At 41.2% G+C, this 16520-nt stretch carries 17 protein-coding genes; all 17 read right to left on the reverse strand.

Annotated elements, in window-relative coordinates; genetic code table 11:
• Positions 1-4 precede the first annotated feature (4 nt).
• Positions 5-1138 carry an NAD(P)/FAD-dependent oxidoreductase gene (locus AC0VZ9_RS14970; RefSeq protein ID WP_071159271.1) on the reverse strand — a complete coding sequence of 378 codons (1134 nt, stop codon included), beginning with the start codon at positions 1136-1138 and terminating at the stop codon, positions 5-7.
• A gap of 31 nt (positions 1139-1169) precedes the next feature.
• Positions 1170-2180: an ABC transporter ATP-binding protein gene (locus tag AC0VZ9_RS14975; RefSeq protein ID WP_009334225.1), complete on the reverse strand. Its 1011-nt coding sequence runs from the start codon at positions 2178-2180 to the stop codon at positions 1170-1172.
• Positions 2177-3169 carry an ABC transporter ATP-binding protein gene (locus AC0VZ9_RS14980; RefSeq protein ID WP_009334224.1) on the reverse strand — a complete coding sequence of 331 codons (993 nt, stop codon included), beginning with the start codon at positions 3167-3169 and terminating at the stop codon, positions 2177-2179. The genes AC0VZ9_RS14975 and AC0VZ9_RS14980 overlap by 4 nt, the downstream gene beginning before the upstream one ends.
• 13 nt (positions 3170-3182) lie before the next feature.
• Positions 3183-4100 carry an ABC transporter permease gene (locus tag AC0VZ9_RS14985; protein ID WP_372675460.1) on the reverse strand — a complete coding sequence of 306 codons (918 nt, stop codon included), beginning with the start codon at positions 4098-4100 and terminating at the stop codon, positions 3183-3185.
• A gap of 12 nt (positions 4101-4112) precedes the next feature.
• On the reverse strand, positions 4113-5030 hold the full coding sequence (locus tag AC0VZ9_RS14990; RefSeq protein ID WP_475396384.1) for an ABC transporter permease: 918 nt from the start codon (positions 5028-5030) through the stop codon (positions 4113-4115).
• Between the two features lie 64 nt (positions 5031-5094).
• Entirely contained in the window at positions 5095-6651 is a 1557-nt protein-coding gene (locus tag AC0VZ9_RS14995) for an ABC transporter substrate-binding protein (RefSeq protein ID WP_009334221.1), read from the reverse strand.
• Positions 6652-6697: 46 nt separating this feature from the next.
• Positions 6698-8044, reverse strand: coding sequence for a M20 family metallopeptidase (locus tag AC0VZ9_RS15000; RefSeq protein ID WP_009334220.1), 1347 nt, complete (start codon positions 8042-8044; stop codon positions 6698-6700).
• Positions 8045-8121: 77 nt separating this feature from the next.
• On the reverse strand, positions 8122-8457 hold the full coding sequence (locus AC0VZ9_RS15005) for a DUF1904 family protein (protein WP_475396385.1): 336 nt from the start codon (positions 8455-8457) through the stop codon (positions 8122-8124).
• An 87-nt stretch (positions 8458-8544) separates the two neighbouring features.
• On the reverse strand, positions 8545-9618 hold the full coding sequence (locus AC0VZ9_RS15010; protein ID WP_192908696.1) for an NAD(P)/FAD-dependent oxidoreductase: 1074 nt from the start codon (positions 9616-9618) through the stop codon (positions 8545-8547).
• Positions 9619-9948: a (2Fe-2S)-binding protein gene (locus tag AC0VZ9_RS15015; RefSeq protein ID WP_019383443.1), complete on the reverse strand. Its 330-nt coding sequence runs from the start codon at positions 9946-9948 to the stop codon at positions 9619-9621.
• A gap of 29 nt (positions 9949-9977) precedes the next feature.
• Positions 9978-11057 carry an NAD(P)/FAD-dependent oxidoreductase gene (locus AC0VZ9_RS15020; RefSeq protein WP_475396386.1) on the reverse strand — a complete coding sequence of 360 codons (1080 nt, stop codon included), beginning with the start codon at positions 11055-11057 and terminating at the stop codon, positions 9978-9980.
• Positions 11047-11370 carry a (2Fe-2S)-binding protein gene (locus AC0VZ9_RS15025; protein WP_009334215.1) on the reverse strand — a complete coding sequence of 108 codons (324 nt, stop codon included), beginning with the start codon at positions 11368-11370 and terminating at the stop codon, positions 11047-11049. Before AC0VZ9_RS15025 ends, AC0VZ9_RS15020 begins: the two co-directional genes overlap by 11 nt.
• Before the next feature lie 15 nt (positions 11371-11385).
• The gene (locus tag AC0VZ9_RS15030) at positions 11386-12186 is read right to left on the reverse strand and encodes an ABC transporter permease (protein WP_256815491.1); all 801 of its coding nucleotides are present in this window, start codon (positions 12184-12186) and stop codon (positions 11386-11388) included.
• Positions 12183-13100, reverse strand: a complete 918-nt coding sequence (locus AC0VZ9_RS15035; protein WP_009334213.1) for an ABC transporter permease — start codon at positions 13098-13100, stop codon at positions 12183-12185. Before AC0VZ9_RS15035 ends, AC0VZ9_RS15030 begins: the two co-directional genes overlap by 4 nt.
• Positions 13101-13105: 5 nt before the next feature.
• Positions 13106-14182, reverse strand: coding sequence for an ABC transporter ATP-binding protein (locus AC0VZ9_RS15040; RefSeq protein ID WP_019383438.1), 1077 nt, complete (start codon positions 14180-14182; stop codon positions 13106-13108).
• Between the two features lie 16 nt (positions 14183-14198).
• Positions 14199-15284 carry an ABC transporter substrate-binding protein gene (locus AC0VZ9_RS15045; RefSeq protein ID WP_009334211.1) on the reverse strand — a complete coding sequence of 362 codons (1086 nt, stop codon included), beginning with the start codon at positions 15282-15284 and terminating at the stop codon, positions 14199-14201.
• Between the two features lie 201 nt (positions 15285-15485).
• Positions 15486-16202: a GntR family transcriptional regulator gene (locus AC0VZ9_RS15050; protein ID WP_009334210.1), complete on the reverse strand. Its 717-nt coding sequence runs from the start codon at positions 16200-16202 to the stop codon at positions 15486-15488.
• Positions 16203-16520 lie beyond the last annotated feature (318 nt).

A 16520-nucleotide genomic window follows, 5' to 3' on the forward strand; every position in this document is an offset into this window, starting at 1 on the left:
CTTATTAATTTCTCTTTACTCCTGCTTCCAAGCCTTTTCTTAATGGATCATAAGGTGATAGATCTATTTCCATCTCCCTTTTCAAAGCAAGATCTGCAGCCAAGGTGCCCACATAAGGTCCCATTGTAAGCCCTGATGCCCCTAATCCTGTTGCGATAACCAGCCCCTCTGCAGCTGGAACCGTACCCAGCAGCGGCAAAATATCAGGTCCAGCCGGACGGAAGCCAATTCTTACCTCTTTTAGTGTGCTTTCAGCTAATCCTGGTGCCACTGTTAATGCTTCATCCAGAACTTCTTTCACACCTGCCGCTGTAAGTCGATAGTCGAACCCGGATCCCGTTTCCCTGGTAGCTCCAACCACCACTTTGGAATGATCGAAAGCCACTAAGTAGTGTGAGCTTTGCGGAAGGACAACCGGCCAGCTGGAGGTGTCCATACTGCCTATTTCCAGATGGGCAATTTGCCCACGTTGAGGCTCGACTTTAAGATCAATGCCTAACGGGTTAAGTAAGTCTTTAGCCCATGCACCGGCAGTAACGATAACTGCATCGGCAGCAATGACTTCCCCGTTCACTATTACTCCTGTAACCTTATTATTTTGAAATACAAGATCACCTTCACCTTCAATTATTGCTGCACCATGTTTTTTTGCACCATTTAGCATGGCGTCTCTTAACAGCCTCCCATCGAGCCTGGCTGCTCCTGTAACATGGATAGCCTGCAGATCCTCACGGAGCGGCGGATAAAGTTCCCGGGCTTCCTCTGCTGTTAATCTCGTAATCTCTCCAACCTCAGGGGTTTCAGCTTTTTTTTGCCGAACACTTTGCTCGATCGCATCCAGTTCATCAGAACTGCTGCTGACTGCCAGAGCTCCTACCATGCCATATCCAAAATCCTCTTCGCCATCTTGTTTAAGGTTCGCTATTAAAGATGGATAATAAAGAGCGCCTCGTTTTGCAATGGTGTACCAGTCTTTGTGATCTGCTCGGGAAATCCACGGGCAAATGATTCCTGCGCCTGCTGCAGTTGCCTGTCCCTGATGTGCCTTATCAATAATAACTACCTCTGCACCTTCCCTTGTGAGGTGATAGGCTGCACTTGCACCTGTAATTCCTGAGCCTATGACTGCTATTTTCATGGATTAAACATTCCTCTCTAATAAAATTTATTTACTGTAATGGAAAATGACAGGATACAAAATGATCATGTCTTACTTGTTTTAATTTTGGTCTTTCGACTTTACATACTTGCTGCCTGAATGGGCAACGCGAGTAAAATTTACATCCAGTTGCATCCTCCACCTGTTTTGGAAGATCGTCGCCGTGAATATATACTTTGTCCTTTCTGTCCCTTAAAGTTGGATCTGGTACCGGAACAGCAGAAATTAATCCTTTGGTATATGGATGCATGGTCTCATTAAATAAATCTTCTTTTAAAGCCAGTTCCACAACTTCCCCCATATACATGACCGCAATTCGGTCGCTAATATATTTAACAGCAGGAATTCCATGCGCAATAAATACATACGTTAGATTGAATTTCCTCTGTAAATCTATTAGCAAATTTAATATTTGCGCCTGAATTGAAACGTCAAGAGCAGAAACCGGCTCATCGCAAATAATTAATTTTGGTTTTAGAGCAAGTGCTCTAGCAATACCTATACGTTGCCGCTGTCCACCACTAAATTCATGTGGATACCTTTTGGAGAAGGAGCGATCTAGGCCAACAGTTTCCATAAGGTCAAATATTATGTTTTCAAGCTCTTTCCCTTTAGCAGTTTTATGGGTTCTCAGGGGCTCAGCGATAATATCAAAGACTCTCATTCTTGGATTTAATGATGAATATGGATCTTGAAAGACCATTTGTATGTCTTTTCTAATTTTTTGCATTTCATTGTGATTCAGCGATGTTAATTCTGTTCCTTCAAAATAAATTTTTCCTTCAGTGGGCTCCTGCATTCTTAAGATAGTAGTGCCAGTTGTAGATTTGCCGCAGCCTGATTCCCCTACTATGCCTAATGTCTCGCCCTTATTGACATATAGGCTAATATTATCAACAGCTTTTACGTAATTCTTTTTTCTGCCAAAAAAATCAGAAGAAGTTTCATAATACTTTTTCAGCCCTTCAATTTTTAATAAGCACTCCTGATTAACACTATTTTCTTCCAGTATGCTATTCATAGTCCTATCACCTCTTTATCTTCATGAATCCAGCATCTCACTGAAGATTCTGCATTCACTTGAAGTAAAGGTGGATCTTGCTGACTGCACTTTTCCATTGAAAACGGGCATCTTGGATGGAATTTGCAGCCTTTTGGCAAGTTGGATGGAGTGGGAACATTCCCTTCTATTGATTCTAATTGGTCCTTTAACTGATGAATTTTTGGGGTACTGTTCAAAAGACCCTGGGTATATGGGTGTTTTGGATTTTTGAAAAGTTCAAATACATTATTTTGTTCTACAATTTGTCCAGCGTACATAACAATCACACGATCTGCCATTTCTGCCACTACTCCTAAATCATGAGTGATCATTATTATAGAGGTATTATATTCTTCCCTTAAATTTTTCATGAGTTTAAGGATTTGTGCCTGAATCGTAACATCTAAAGCAGTAGTTGGTTCATCGGCAATCAATAATTGAGGTCTGCACGATAAAGCCATTGCAATCATTACCCTCTGTCTCATACCCCCACTCAATTGATGAGGAAAAGAGTTGTATAAATTATCTCCATTTGATATACCCACCTTTGAGAGCATATCAATTGCCAGTTCTTTCGCTTTTCTTCTATCAATCTTTTGATGAAGTCTAATTGATTCTGATATTTGCCTGCCAATCGAAAAGACAGGGTTTAGGGACGTCAGAGGTTCTTGAAAAATCATCGATATTTTATTTCCTCTGATTTTCCTCATCTGTTTATTTGAATTTTTCGTTAAGTCAGTTCCATTTAATAATATTTGTCCTCCTACAATTCTCCCTGGCTTACTTACCAATTGAAGAATTGACAGTGAAGTAACACTTTTTCCACACCCAGATTCACCTACTATGCCAATTGTTTCCCCTTTCTTTACGGTAAAAGAAACTCCATTTACCGAGGGAATTACACTGTCCTCTGTAAAAAAGTGAGTTTTCAAATCCTTCACTTCTAATAACGTATCAGTTTCACCCAAGAGATCATCCCTCCTATTTTTTCACCTGTGTTCGTGGATCAAGTACATCTCGCAGCCAGTCCCCCAAAAAGATAATCCCAAGGACTGTGATTGTTATGGCAATGCCAGGAAAAGTAGCAAGCCACCAATTAGTTGCTAGATAGTTTCTTCCATCTGTTAACATTCCGCCCCAGGAAACATCTGGAGGCTGAATCCCCAATCCAAGAAAACTTAGCGATGCTTCTAAAACTATAGTCGTAGCAACGCTTAAAGTTGATATCACAATAAATGAAGAAAGGATGTTAGGAAGGATATGCTGCAGCATAATGGTTAAACTATTTGTACCTATTGATTTTGAAGCCTTTACAAACTCCCTTTCTTTAATACTTAAGACCTCTCCCCTGACAACTCTGGCATATGTAACCCAATTAGTTAACCCAATTACAATAATCAGAACCAAAATACTAGGATCAAAGACGGCAAGAACGACAAGGATGAAAAGAATGCTGGGAATCGCCAAGAATGAATCTACAATTCTCATTAATAAGTTATCTATAACTCCACCATAATATCCTGATATTAGTCCGATAATTATACCTATGAAGCCGGCTAAAATAACAGAAAAAACCCCAACAAGCAAGGAAACACGCGAGCCATAAATAATACGGCTCAATATATCTCTCCCTAAATTATCTGTTCCTAGAATATAATTTTGTGAACCGCCATCTAGCCACACAGGGGGCTTTAACATATCACCCAAATTATTCGATGCTGGATCATGCGGAGCCAAAACATCAGCGAATATAGCAACAAATATAACTAAAGAAACAATTAAGAACCCCACAGTTCCTGTTTTGCTTTGAAGCAGCAGCTTTATCCATCTTACCCATGGTTTTCTTCTCTGGGCGGTGCTTATGGTAGTTTCGGAACTCATTTTTACTTCTGCTTCCATGAGATACACCTCCTATGAATAATTAATTCTTGGGTCCAAAACACGATAAACGATATCAGTAAGCAGGTTGACAACAATAACCAATATGGCAATCACAAAAACGGAAGCTTGGACGACAGCCATATCTCTTCCATTAACTGCTTGAACCAAAAGCAGACCTAACCCTGGCCATGAAAAGACAGTTTCAGTTATTAGTGCTCCACTGACAAGATGTGACACTTGCAGCCCCATTATGGTTACTACGGGGATTAAGGAATTCCGGAAGGCATGCTTAAAGACTACGCTCATTTCACTTGCACCTTTACTTTTAGCTGTACGAATATAATCTTGATTTAAAATTTCTAACATACTTGATCTAATTAACCTTGTCATTTCTGCAGCGATGCCTGTTCCCAGGGTTATCGCAGGTAAAACCATATGCATAACCGATCCTCTGCCGGAAACGGGGAATAGCTGATAATTTACGGCCAATAATAATATCAGCATGATTCCAAGCCAGAAATTCGGCATGGCTTTTCCCAGCACAGATCCACCTGTAATAAACAAGTCAATGAAGCTATTTCTCTTTTTTGCTGAATATATTCCTAAGGGTATTGCGATAATAATAGCTACCAGCATCGAAGCTGCAGCTAATTCAAATGTTGCTGGAAGCCTCTCTAAAACCAGGGGCAATGCCTCCTGATTATATCTGAAAGATGTCCCAAAATTTCCTGTGATCAAATCTCCAATAAAATGGAAATACTGATATACAAAAGGCTCATTTAAACCTAAGGCTTCTCTCAAAGCCTCTCTATCTGCTTCAGACGCATCTTCAGGCAGCATTAAAGAGACTGGGTCACCTGCCAAATATACCAATACAAATACAACAAATGTGATTATAAATAGGACTGGTATAATTTGCAGAAATCTTCGTAAAAGATACTTTTTCAAGGCCAGACCTCCTATATTATGAAGCGGGACTGGACCTTTCAACTTTCCAGCCCCGCAAATAGTATTATTTTAAAGTGATATCTGAGAAGTTTATGACTTCATCCAACCTCGGTTCAAATTGTACATTATCACTAACCCCATAATTGGCTCCTTGCTGGAAAAGAAAAATGTGAGGTCTTTCTTCAGCTACAATCTCTTGTATTTTTTGATATTGTTTTACCCTCTCATCTTCATTAAGATTACGGCCTGCATCGTGGAAAAGCTTCTCAACTTCTTCGTTATAATAATCTGTTTGCCCGGCTGCACGTTCTTTTGTGTAATGAACTAATGAATAAGATGCATCGAGGAGGCCATCCGCCAATCCTATCATGATTAATTCTTTATTAGATTTGGAGTTATATACATCCAGGAAGGCGCTAGACTCAAGCAGCTGTAAATTCACTTTAATCCCTGCTTCTCCAAGCATGCTCGCAACCAATTGTGCTACTTCACCATCCAGCGGATACCTGCCCTTAGGTGCTGTAAATGTTAGTTCCAGCCCATCTTTATATCCTGCTTCTGCTAACAGTTTTTTCGCTTTTTCTAAATCATAAGCATATGAATCATATAAATCTGGATTTGATCCTAATACACCTTCTGGAACTCGGGATTGAACTGGTACAGCAGTTCCCTTTAAAACAGAATCAACAATAGCCTGCTCATTAATAGCAAGATCAATGGCTTCCCGAACTTTGGGGTCTGCGGTAACAGTACCCTCTGTATGGCGAAGCATTAAAAGCATGACACGTGTTGTATCCCCATTTATAAGTGATATCCCGCTCTCTCCATTCACCCGATCCCACTCATTAGGTGGAATGTCGGTTGCAATATCTACGCCTCCAGTCAGCAATTCTCCTACACGGGTAGAGCTCTCAGGTATGGCTCTGACTACAACTTCTTTCCATTTTGGTTTATCACCAAAATAATCATTATACGCTTCGAGAACGACTCTATCATCCCGTTTCCAATCCACATATTTGTATGGTCCTGAACCAATTGGATTCTTTTGAAATTCCTCAAGTCCCATCTCCTCGAAGTACTTTTTGGGAATTACATCCGCACCACTTTTTGCCAATAATCTTAATAACGTTGGCATAGGTCCATCTGTCACAATTTCAACAGTTAATTCGTCAATGGAATTTACTTCCTTAATTTGAGTGAAATAAGGATACTCCTTTAAAGATTCATCATTCATTACTCTTTCAAGGCTAAACTTAACATCTTCGGCTGTTAATGGGTCTCCATTATGGAAAGTAACACCTTCTTTTAATTTAAATTGCCAAGTAACATCATCGATATTTTCATATTTTTCAACAAGTTCCGGTTGAATCTCCATTTTACTATCACGACTAAACAATCTGCTGAACATATTTCTGAAAACACGATCTCCATTGGTACTTAATGAATTCTGGGGATCTAGAGTAGTAATATCAGCACTTTGCGCAATTACCAGGCTTGTTTTCTCACTGCCTTCTTTTCCATTATCATTACCGCCAGTGGATTCAGTGTTACTGCTGCAGCCAGAAACAACTATTACTGAAATAAGCAAAAAAACAATTAGATAATTTAATGTTTTTTTCATTTACATCTTCCCCCTGTTACTACTTTTATATATTTCAGATAATTGACTATTGACTGAAATTCTTCATCACTGCTGCAGTCACTTTAATGCCTTGAATATAGTCATCGATAAAAATATTTTCATTTGGAGCGTGGTAGTTTGACTGCAAATTGGCTACACCAATTTGCACCGCAGGAATGCCGGTATTTTTCAGCATTTTATACATAGGGCTTGAACCTGCTAAGTTTCGGAGAATAACTGGCGGTTCAACATAAACTTGATCTACACTTTCAAGCACAACTTCAACGAAACGGTTAGATGGATCAGTGTTAAACGGATGAATCCCATGAGATTGCCTTATCTCTATATCATGAAACCCGCTCTTATCTAAATGCTTCCTTAGTAGATCTGCTATTTTTTCAGGTGTCTGGTTTGGTACTAGGCGAAAATCAAGTTTGACCATTGCAGTCGATGGCAGGACTGTTTTGGTGCCTTCACCTGTATATCCCGAATTTATACCGCAAATAGTACAGGTTGGTTCAGCGGTTAGAGTTTCTTTTAATTCATTTCCAGTAACATTTTTTAGAAAGCTTTTTATGCCATATAGTTTTTTTATTTCTTCCTCATTAAAATCCATCGATTGAATAAAGATTCTATCTTTTTCACTAAGTGAAATCACATCGTCATAAAAGCCCTCAATTAAAATGTTTTCCTGTTCATCTTTTAGTGAGTTTAGCGCCCATATTAATCTCCATGCAGGGTTCTCTATTATTGCAGCCTCAGAGGAATGAAGATCAAATTTGGCTCCTTTGCATATTAGCTCAACATAGCAAATTCCCTTAACCCCTAAACCGACGTGTGGTCTCCGATCCTTTACCCCTCGAGTCCCCCCTTCCCAGATAATACCATCAGTTTCCAACTTATCAGGGAATTGGTTTGCAAAGTATTCCAAATGAGGGCTTCCTACTTCTTCCTCTCCCTCAAATATAAACTTGATATTTATCGGCAGTTTGCCATACACCTGCTGGTATGCATGTACTGCGCAAATTCTAGCTATAAGATTACCCTTGTTATCCGCAACACCACGTGCAAAAATTTGGCCATTTCTTATATCTGCCTTGAAGGGATCACTGAGCCACTGTTCAACAGGGACCTCAGGCTGCACATCATAGTGATTGTAGAAAGTTAATGTCTTTTCCTTTTCACTATCAAGATGTGCATAAATAATAGGAAAACCATCAGTTTCAATTTCTTCTACACTTGCATCCACTCTTTGCAAAAAAGTTTTTACAAGTTCTTTCATCTTGAGCATCCCTCTATTTTGAGCCGAAACACTAGGCTGATTGCATGCTTCAATCAGCCATTCGATATACATATCTGAGTTTTCCTCAATAAATTGGTAGACTTTATTCATGAACAAGTTTCCCCTTCCGGTAACACTTCAGGAATCAAAGTTATAAAAATATAACATTATAATTTTTGCTTCATTGCTTACTCTTCCGCAAAACTCTTCCCATTCAAATAATAATCCGCCTCTAAAAAGGCTGAAAATGCAACTTCTACCTCCGGCACTCCAAGCGACCGAACATATTTCGAAATAATCCCGGCAAATTGGTTTTGAATTGCTTTGCCCCTGTCAAACCACTTAACTTCTATAAATGGATATGCTGGAACTTCATTTTTATCAAACACAAAAGTTGAATTCAAAACTTCCAATGTAAAGTTATCTTCTCCACACTCACAAAGCCGAGCCAGGTCTTTCACCAGCTGGGTACTGATTTCCTTCGTCTGATCCACTGAAATTCCTCTTATATACAAATGCGACATCCTATTTCCTCCAATCTTGTTTACATAATGTTTTTCCTGACAACCTTATTAAAAAAGTTATAATATTATAACTTAATACTATTTTCTTTAACCAAATCTGCTTAAAGAATACCTTTCGATCGGAATCGAAGTTTCCCCTTCTGTGATTAACTCTGTTATAAGAGTACCAATTAAAGGAGATAGTGTTACTCCGCTATGGGTGGCGGCTACATAAAGGCTTTCATGGCCTGGTACTTTACCAAGAATCGGAAAGCCGTCTTCAGGCATTGCCCGAATTCCGGAAAAGGCGCGGACAATTTTAGCTTTTCTTAATCCGGGTACATATCGGACTGCCATATTGGCTGTTTCCTGAATCACATCAAGCGTTGTTGCCCGATTAAAGCCTGCTTCTTCCATTGAATAGCCCATCAGAACTTCCCCATTGTTTGCCTGCCTTAATCCGCTGATTGTAAAATTTAAGAAAGGCTTCAATGGTTCAGACACCAGGATCTGCCCCCTTAATTGATTAACAGGAATCTTAACTCCAATCATGTCACCGATTTCTCTCGACCAGGTTCCGCCAGCCAGAATAAGGTTTTTACATTTAAACGCACCCTTATCTGAGACTACTAAATATGTTCCATCCTGCTTTTTAATCTCAGTTACCTTATTATAAGCAGAATAGCGGACGCCATTTCTTTTAGCTGCTCTCATATACATATCAATAAGGCGGAATGGATTGACATTGCCATCAATAGAGCTGTAGGTAGCCCCGGCTACTTCCGGATTCATATAGGGTTCTTTTTCGAGAACTTCTTCCCTGGATAAGACTTTGATTTTGATGCCGATTTTTCGATAAGATTCCGCGAGCTTCTGTGCTTTTTCACGATCACTTTCATTGAAAAAAGGCGAAAGTCCGCCTGTCCGTTTGTATTCTACGTCTCCAATCTTTTTAGACAGATAAGGATAGAGTTCCGCACTGTACATACTAAATTCCGCATACCAGGAAGGAGTTTTATTATGTACCCATACCCAGGCCTGGGTGGATCCGGAGGTGCCTGACATGGGGTATTTTTTATCAAGCACAAGCACGCCTTCTTTGTATCGCTCAGAAAGGTGGTAAGCAATTCCGCTGCCCACTACACCCCCTCCAATAACAATCGTTTCATAATTTGTTTCCAATTACCTCACCTTCCCTTCTTCAATTTCCACCTCATCCAGAACAGACTTGACGGCACTAAAGGATGTACTGTTCGTTCCCAGTGTTTCAAGCTTAATAGGGGAAAGCGGCATTCTCATCCTCGGCAGGGGAATCTCTGAAGGTGACAGCCCAGTCTGCTGGTGAATAATTTCTGCCACCATGCTGGTGCAGATTTTAGCCTGGCAAGGACCCATTCCGCAGCGGGTAATCCTCTTAACATCATCAAAGGTCCTTCCTCCATTGCTGATAACCTCTTCCACTTCCTCACAGCTGATTTCTTCACATCTGCAGATGATCGTCGTTTTATCCAACTAATTCACCTTCTTCTCTCTTTTCCTATCTAGGAGATAAATTGATCTTTCAGTACCGGGCTTGTAAAGTTCTCGAGATGTTTAACTCTTCCGCTGTACACTTCTTTGTACTCCAATAATCCGAGTTCTTTCCAAAGTGCCTCTCTCATCTCATTTGCCTCTGCCGGGCTGATTGTTTGCAGTTCTTCACTTACACTGATGCCGGCAATCATTCCTGTTAAAAGCAACGCACCCTGAGTGCTAATGCCAGCCGCATTCCCAGCTATGAATACATCCTCCCTGTCGGTTTGGAATGTATTACTATATTGCGGGACCCAGCCGCCCAGCTCCTCTTGAAAGCCAAAGGAACACCCCAGCTGGTAAAAAACATCCAGTATGGGCATCCTGCCTCCATCCATGCAAATGAGGTCCACATTCAGGGTAATGACTTCGTCTGGCATCTCAATATCAATCTGTTCCACCTGCCCATTTCCTCTTGCTTCTTTTATAAAACTATTAAAATAAAAAGGAATTCCATTCCGTGACAGTTCACTTACTTTTTCCTGCTCTTTTGCTGAAGCTTCACTTTGTTTTTCTATGATCGCTTTCACCCGAGTGCCGACAGCCATTAGCTGCATTGCCGTTTCCATGGCAAAATCACTTGAGCCCACAATAACAGCTTCTCTCCCAGGCAACACAAAATCACGATTGATCAATGTCTGTGCAGCACCGATTGTCATAATCCCCGGCATTGTCCATTTTGGAAATGCCACAGCCTTTTCAGCCGCTCCGGAAGCCACAATAATCTTTTTTGCTTTTATAGGGAATACATTTTCTTCATCGGTAATTCCGGCACTTCCATCTGCGTAAAATCCAACCGCACGGTGTTTCAGGAGCGGCCTCACATTAAAATCCTTAATCTGCTGGATTAGTTTTTTTGCCAATTCAAAGCCACGCATGGGTTCATATACAGAAGGAAGCGGACGCAGCGCTTGAGTCTGCTGGTTAAGCTGCCCGCCAAGTTTGGAAGCTTCGTCAACAATTGTTACATCCAGTCCCCTTGATGCCGTCTCAATTGCTGCTGATAGACCTGCAGGACCACCTCCAATGATCAGTACATCAGTCTTCATCAATCTCCCTCCTTACCTCGGGGTCATCCATATTCGGGTATATTCGCATGCCATCTTCAACTTCAGTCATGCAGCTCCGTACATGATCCTCACCGTCAATCGTCATATAGCAGCTGCAGCATCTCCCGCGCGAGCAGAATAATCCTCTTGATTGGACCAGCTTTCTGCTGACACCCAATTTTTTAATTCCATTTGCCATTAAGGCGGCAGCGACCGATTGCTGCGTATAGGCCTGATATGGCTGATCATTGAAATAAATGGTTACAGGCTTGAGAAGCTGCCTGCTTAGAACGGGATGTTTCTCAATGTGCATAAAGACCTCTCCTATCTAATTTTTCGAGGAAAACACTTTCCCTACACCAAGCACTCTTTCAATTACAAGCATTAATACAACAGTGAATAGAATCATAATGCTTGATACGGATGTAATAATCGGATCATATTGATATTGCATGTATGTGTAGATCCGCACTGGCAGTGTCACAACGTCGGTGCTGACAATGAATAAAGCAACTGTTAAATCATCAAATGAAGTAATAAAGGCAAAAATGGCGCCTGCTATCACGCCTGATTTAATGATTGGCAGTGTGATTTGAAAGAAGACTTTCATCGGTCCTGCACCAAGGTTCAGGGCCGCTTGTTCGATAGAACGGTCAAAGCCTACAAGGCTTGCAACAACCAGGCGCATCACAAATGGAACCGTTAAGATGATGTGACCCAAAATCAATGCAAGCGGGCTCGCAGCTAAGCCAATCCATGAGTAAAACTGCAAGAGAGCCACACCAAACACAACAGATGGAATCAAGAGAGGCGAACCCACTAATTGAACAATCGCTGTCTTCCCTTTAAATTGGCGCCGGACGACCGCAAGTGAAGCCAAAGTGCCAATGGCGGTGGAAATAATGGCGGTTCCGAACGCCACAATAATGCTCAGTGTAAAGGACTGCATAAATTCCGGATGTTCAATTAATTCTGTGTACCATCTGAGGGTCAGGCCTTCTGGCGGGAATACAATGTATTCGGTAGTTGTTAAGGAAGAAAGCAATACAACCACGATTGGCGCCAGAAGGAAAATATACACCAGTAAACAAGCAAAGTTAAAGAAATACTTGGGCAACTTCCTGCTCATTGTATGGCCACTCCTTTCTCAGACCTGGCAAGGATTTTGCTGTATGCGATGATGGTAATGGTGGCAATCAGGATTAGCAGGAAGCCAATTGCGCCTCCATACGGCCAGTTCAGCATGACAGCTACCTGTTCATACGTTAAATAGGACATAACCTTCACCTGCGGGCCGCCAAGAATAGCCGGTGTAACAAATGAGCTGACACTTAAGCTGAACACCATAACAGAACCGGCGAAAACGCCTGGCAAGGTTAACGGCAGCAAAATGGAAAAGAAAGTTCTGAAGGAGCTGGCCCCAAGATTCTGCGAGGCTCTGATGACAGAAGGGTCTATTTTTTCAAGAGATCCCATGATGCTCAGCACCATGTACGGGAAAAGAACATGCACCATCCCGATGACCACACTCAGTTCGGTATATAAGAGGGTTAAAGGCTGATCAATCCAGCCCAGCTTTAATAGAGTATTATTAACAACACCGTTGTTGGATAAAAGAATCACCCAGCCGTAGCAGCGTATAACCATGCTGATCAGAAGCGGGGAAAGCACAAGAAGGGTTAAATAATTCCTGGTTCTTCCTTTTGCTCTGGAAATCTGAAAAGCTACGGGATAAGAAATGATGATGGTAATCAAAGTCGTTAAAAGAGCAATTTTCACAGTGCGCCAGACCACTCCAAGGTAAAAAGGATCTGACATGAACTTGATGTAGTTCTGAAGTGTCCACTCATTTCCCACTCCGGTACTTGCATCAAAATTTTTAAAGCTTGTAATAAATAAGAAAAACAATGGCAGCAAAAAGAAGAAAATGAAGATCCCCAGCGTCGGAAGTAAAAGCAGCCACGTATCAAGCCGTTTTTTATTCAAATTCTTTTTCTTTTGCTGAAGCAATAAGTCATGTTCCGTTCCGATTCCGGCTTGCATGTGAGTCACCTCGCCATTCTGGAAGGCAGCAGGTCTTCAGGGTTCCAATACGTGTAGACACTGTTTCCTTCTTTAATTTCGGTGGGATTTAAAACGGTATTGGAAATATCTGCAATCAGATGCCGGTCATGTACCTTCAGAATGTACCGTGTCTTGGCTCCGAGGAACATTTTCCTTTCCACCTTGGTTTGAAAAGCCTCATTTCTATCATTTGATTGTGCTAAGGCGATTTGGATTTTTTCCGGCCGTATGAAAAAGTGAACTTCGGAATTCTTTACAGATGGAACTGAAACGATCTGTTCATTCCCAAAAAAGTGCATTTTGCATTTCTTATTTTCATAGGTTTCCAGGACTTTCCCCTGAATGTGGTTGACTTCCCCTATGAACTGAGACACAAAATCAGTCTTTGGATGGTTATATATGGATGCCGGATCATCTACCTGTTCAATCCGGCCCTCGTACATGACCGCGATTCGGTCCGATATGGCCAATGCTTCCTCCTGGTCATGTGTGACAAATATCGTTGTAATCCCCACCTGCTTTTGGATATCCACTATTTCTTCACGCATTTCCTGGCGCAGCTTTGCATCAAGATTGCTGAGTGGTTCATCAAGGAGAAGCACCTTCGGTTTAATGACCAGGGCCCTTGCCAATGAAACACGCTGCTGCTGTCCCCCGGATAATTCCTTTGGATAGCGTTTTTCATAGCCAGCCAGACGTACCATTTCCAATGCTTCCAGAACCCTTTTGTTTATTTCATTTTTTGGCACTTTACGCAGCTTAAGTCCATAGGCGACATTATCAAAAACCGTCATGTGCGGAAACAAAGCATAATTTTGGAACACCATGCCCATTTCTCTTTTATTGGGAGGAAGCAGGTGAACGGGTTTGCCGTCCACCTCAATCTTCCCGCCATCCACCTCCAGAAATCCGGCGATCATATTCAGTGTTGTCGTTTTTCCGCAGCCCGAAGGTCCCAAAAAGGAGACCAGTTCCCCTTTTTGGATACCAAGGCTGAGCTTTTTAACCACTTCTGTTTTATTAAATGTCTTGACCACGTTTTCCAGGCTTAAGTAACTCATTCGTTTCCCCTCTCTTTTAATGGGCTACTTCGATTTCTTTATTGGCCCGTTCTGTCCACTCTGCTCGTTTAGCATTTACAGCTTCCCAGTCGACTTTGATCAATTTGGCAATCTCCTCTTCCCCATAAGCCACTTTATCGACAATGTCACCTTCAAGCTTTACATTCTTATTAACAGGGCCGTCAAACAAGGAGTTCGCAAATAGAAGCTGAGCTTCTTCATCCAGAACAAAATTGACAAATTCCTGTGCAAGATCCCCGTTTGGAGCATCCTTCACCACACTGACGGTTGCCATCAACGCTGGAGCCCCTTCTTCCGGAATGACATACTCAATCGGGAATCCGCTATCCTGAAGGGTAAATACCCGGCTGCTTCCCCATGCACTTGCGACTGTCTGCCCTTGAAGGAAGTAATTTGAAACGTCAGCTGTTTTATCAAAAGTGATCGCGTTTTTGGCAATTTCCTTCATCTTTTCAAAGCCTGGTTCAATGTTTTCTTCATCTCCGCCATTGGCAATCGCCGTCATGAGCAGGAAATGAACCCCATACGTATTGGCAATGGAAGGGAGTACGAGTTTTCCTTTAAACTTCGGGTCGGCCAAATCATTCCAGGAAGTCGGCGGTTCCCAGCCATTCTGTTCGAAGACATCCTTGTTATAAGCCAAGCCGGTTGAGATGATTCCGAATCCAACGCCGACATTATCCTTGTCTTTTGCAATATCATAGACATTTGCCAGATTCGTAACAACACTCTCATCCAATGGCGCCAGCAATCCAAACGCCTTTGCCTGAGCTTGAGGACCATCATCAAGGAAAGCTACATCAATCTGAGGATTATCCTTTTGAGCCTGAAGCTTAGATAAGGTATCAACAGAGCTTCCCGTAATATATTTCACCTTTACGCCATGCTCTTTCTCAAACTTTGGGATCAAGTCCTCCTTCATTTTTTGCTCATAGCTTCCTCCATAAGCCGCTAATACAAGTGTCTTTTCATCACTTTTTCCTGATCCTTCATCTGCAGAGCTTCCAGTTTGGCCGCTGCATCCTGCAGCCGTGACAAGCAATAAACAAAGCAATACAATTAAATAAGCTTTCTTTTTCAACTCATTTCCCCCTCGTTTATTTTTGCTTTTGTGAACTTAAGGAGCTGTTCTAAGATGAAGACTTGATAAAAGCGATACCCCCTTTTAAATTTGGATCAATCTATTTAAAGAGATTGATTTATATATAAAATATAAAGATATAATATTATAACTTTATATCTTTTATATTTATAAAATGTCCTTTTGTATTTCAGCATTTTTTTACAATTGAACCTCTGTATAATAAACCTCTTTATCACTGCGGATATAGAATTTGGAGAACTCAATGATGTCTTCTTGCTTTGTGTATGTAGTACGCTCCCACTCAAATACTGGGGTCCCCGGTTCCACATGAAGCAGCTTTGCCTGATGATCAGGAAGAATATATGGCCGGATAAATACCCTGGCTCGTTTTAGTGCTATATGGAATCTATTTTTTAAGATGTTAAAAATTAAGTCGTTATTGATCATTTCAGGTGTAAGCCCCTGACATTTATCCGCCGGAAGATAGGTATATTCCAATGCAAGAGGATCATTGTTTTCCACTTTTAATCTCTCAATTTTGATCACCTCATCCTCAGGATCAATCCTTAACTTCTGGGCAATTTCAGAACCCGCTGTTTCATATTTAAAGCTGAGCATTTCATGTGGATGTTCCTGTTCCGCACCGGAAAGCGAAATGATGGAATTAAGGTCCTGCTCTTTTGCAGATCCGGATACAAAGGTTCCCTTGCCTCGCTGTCTGAAGAGATAACCTTTATTCACAAGCTCAATCACAGCTCTTTTAACAGTAATGGTGCTGACATCGAATCGATCGGACAGCTCCTGCTCAGTCGGCAGCTGGCTCCCCACCTCCCATTGGCCTGAAATGATCTTCTCTTCCAGAATCTGCTCTACTTGTCTATAAAGAGGTATATGTAGACTCTTATCTATCTGCATTTATGTATCTCCCTTGAAAGAATATAATGTTATAACTTTATATTATTTTATAATTTATCTGTTTTTTAGATAGTTGTCAATATTTTTTGAAAATTAAATATTTAGAACGAGTATTTAATTTAAACAGCATTGTTCAGTTCAATCTTACTGGAATCTGATTAATCCAGTTTTAAAAATTTCCTTGTTTCGACGCTCTTCCTTATGATTAACGCCCCTTCTGATGGCTGGCACCGGGGTTTCGGCTTTATTCCGTTGGATTAGCTCCCATTTTGATGGCTTGCTATGGGAATTCGTCGTTATTCCTTTTGGTTAACTCCC

The organism is Cytobacillus sp. QJM3NY_8 (genome assembly GCF_056173585.1).

What these genes read in the sequence shown, in the direction of transcription:
- AC0VZ9_RS14970 (WP_071159271.1), bottom strand. Translation starts at nt 1,138, where the DNA reads ATGAAAATAGCAGTCATAGGCTCAGGAATTACAGGTGCAAGTGCAGCC.
- AC0VZ9_RS14975 (WP_009334225.1), bottom strand. Translation starts at nt 2,180, where the DNA reads ATGAATAGCATACTGGAAGAAAATAGTGTTAATCAGGAGTGCTTATTA.
- AC0VZ9_RS14985 (WP_372675460.1), bottom strand. Translation starts at nt 4,100, where the DNA reads ATGGAAGCAGAAGTAAAAATGAGTTCCGAAACTACCATAAGCACCGCC.
- AC0VZ9_RS14995 (WP_009334221.1), bottom strand. Translation starts at nt 6,651, where the DNA reads ATGAAAAAAACATTAAATTATCTAATTGTTTTTTTGCTTATTTCAGTA.
- AC0VZ9_RS15000 (WP_009334220.1), bottom strand. Translation starts at nt 8,044, where the DNA reads ATGAATAAAGTCTACCAATTTATTGAGGAAAACTCAGATATGTATATC.
- AC0VZ9_RS15005 (WP_475396385.1), bottom strand. Translation starts at nt 8,457, where the DNA reads ATGTCGCATTTGTATATAAGAGGAATTTCAGTGGATCAGACGAAGGAA.
- AC0VZ9_RS15020 (WP_475396386.1), bottom strand. Translation starts at nt 11,057, where the DNA reads ATGAAGACTGATGTACTGATCATTGGAGGTGGTCCTGCAGGTCTATCA.
- AC0VZ9_RS15025 (WP_009334215.1), bottom strand. Translation starts at nt 11,370, where the DNA reads ATGCACATTGAGAAACATCCCGTTCTAAGCAGGCAGCTTCTCAAGCCT.
- AC0VZ9_RS15030 (WP_256815491.1), bottom strand. Translation starts at nt 12,186, where the DNA reads ATGAGCAGGAAGTTGCCCAAGTATTTCTTTAACTTTGCTTGTTTACTG.
- AC0VZ9_RS15035 (WP_009334213.1), bottom strand. Translation starts at nt 13,100, where the DNA reads ATGCAAGCCGGAATCGGAACGGAACATGACTTATTGCTTCAGCAAAAG.
- AC0VZ9_RS15040 (WP_019383438.1), bottom strand. Translation starts at nt 14,182, where the DNA reads ATGAGTTACTTAAGCCTGGAAAACGTGGTCAAGACATTTAATAAAACA.
- AC0VZ9_RS15050 (WP_009334210.1), bottom strand. Translation starts at nt 16,202, where the DNA reads ATGCAGATAGATAAGAGTCTACATATACCTCTTTATAGACAAGTAGAG.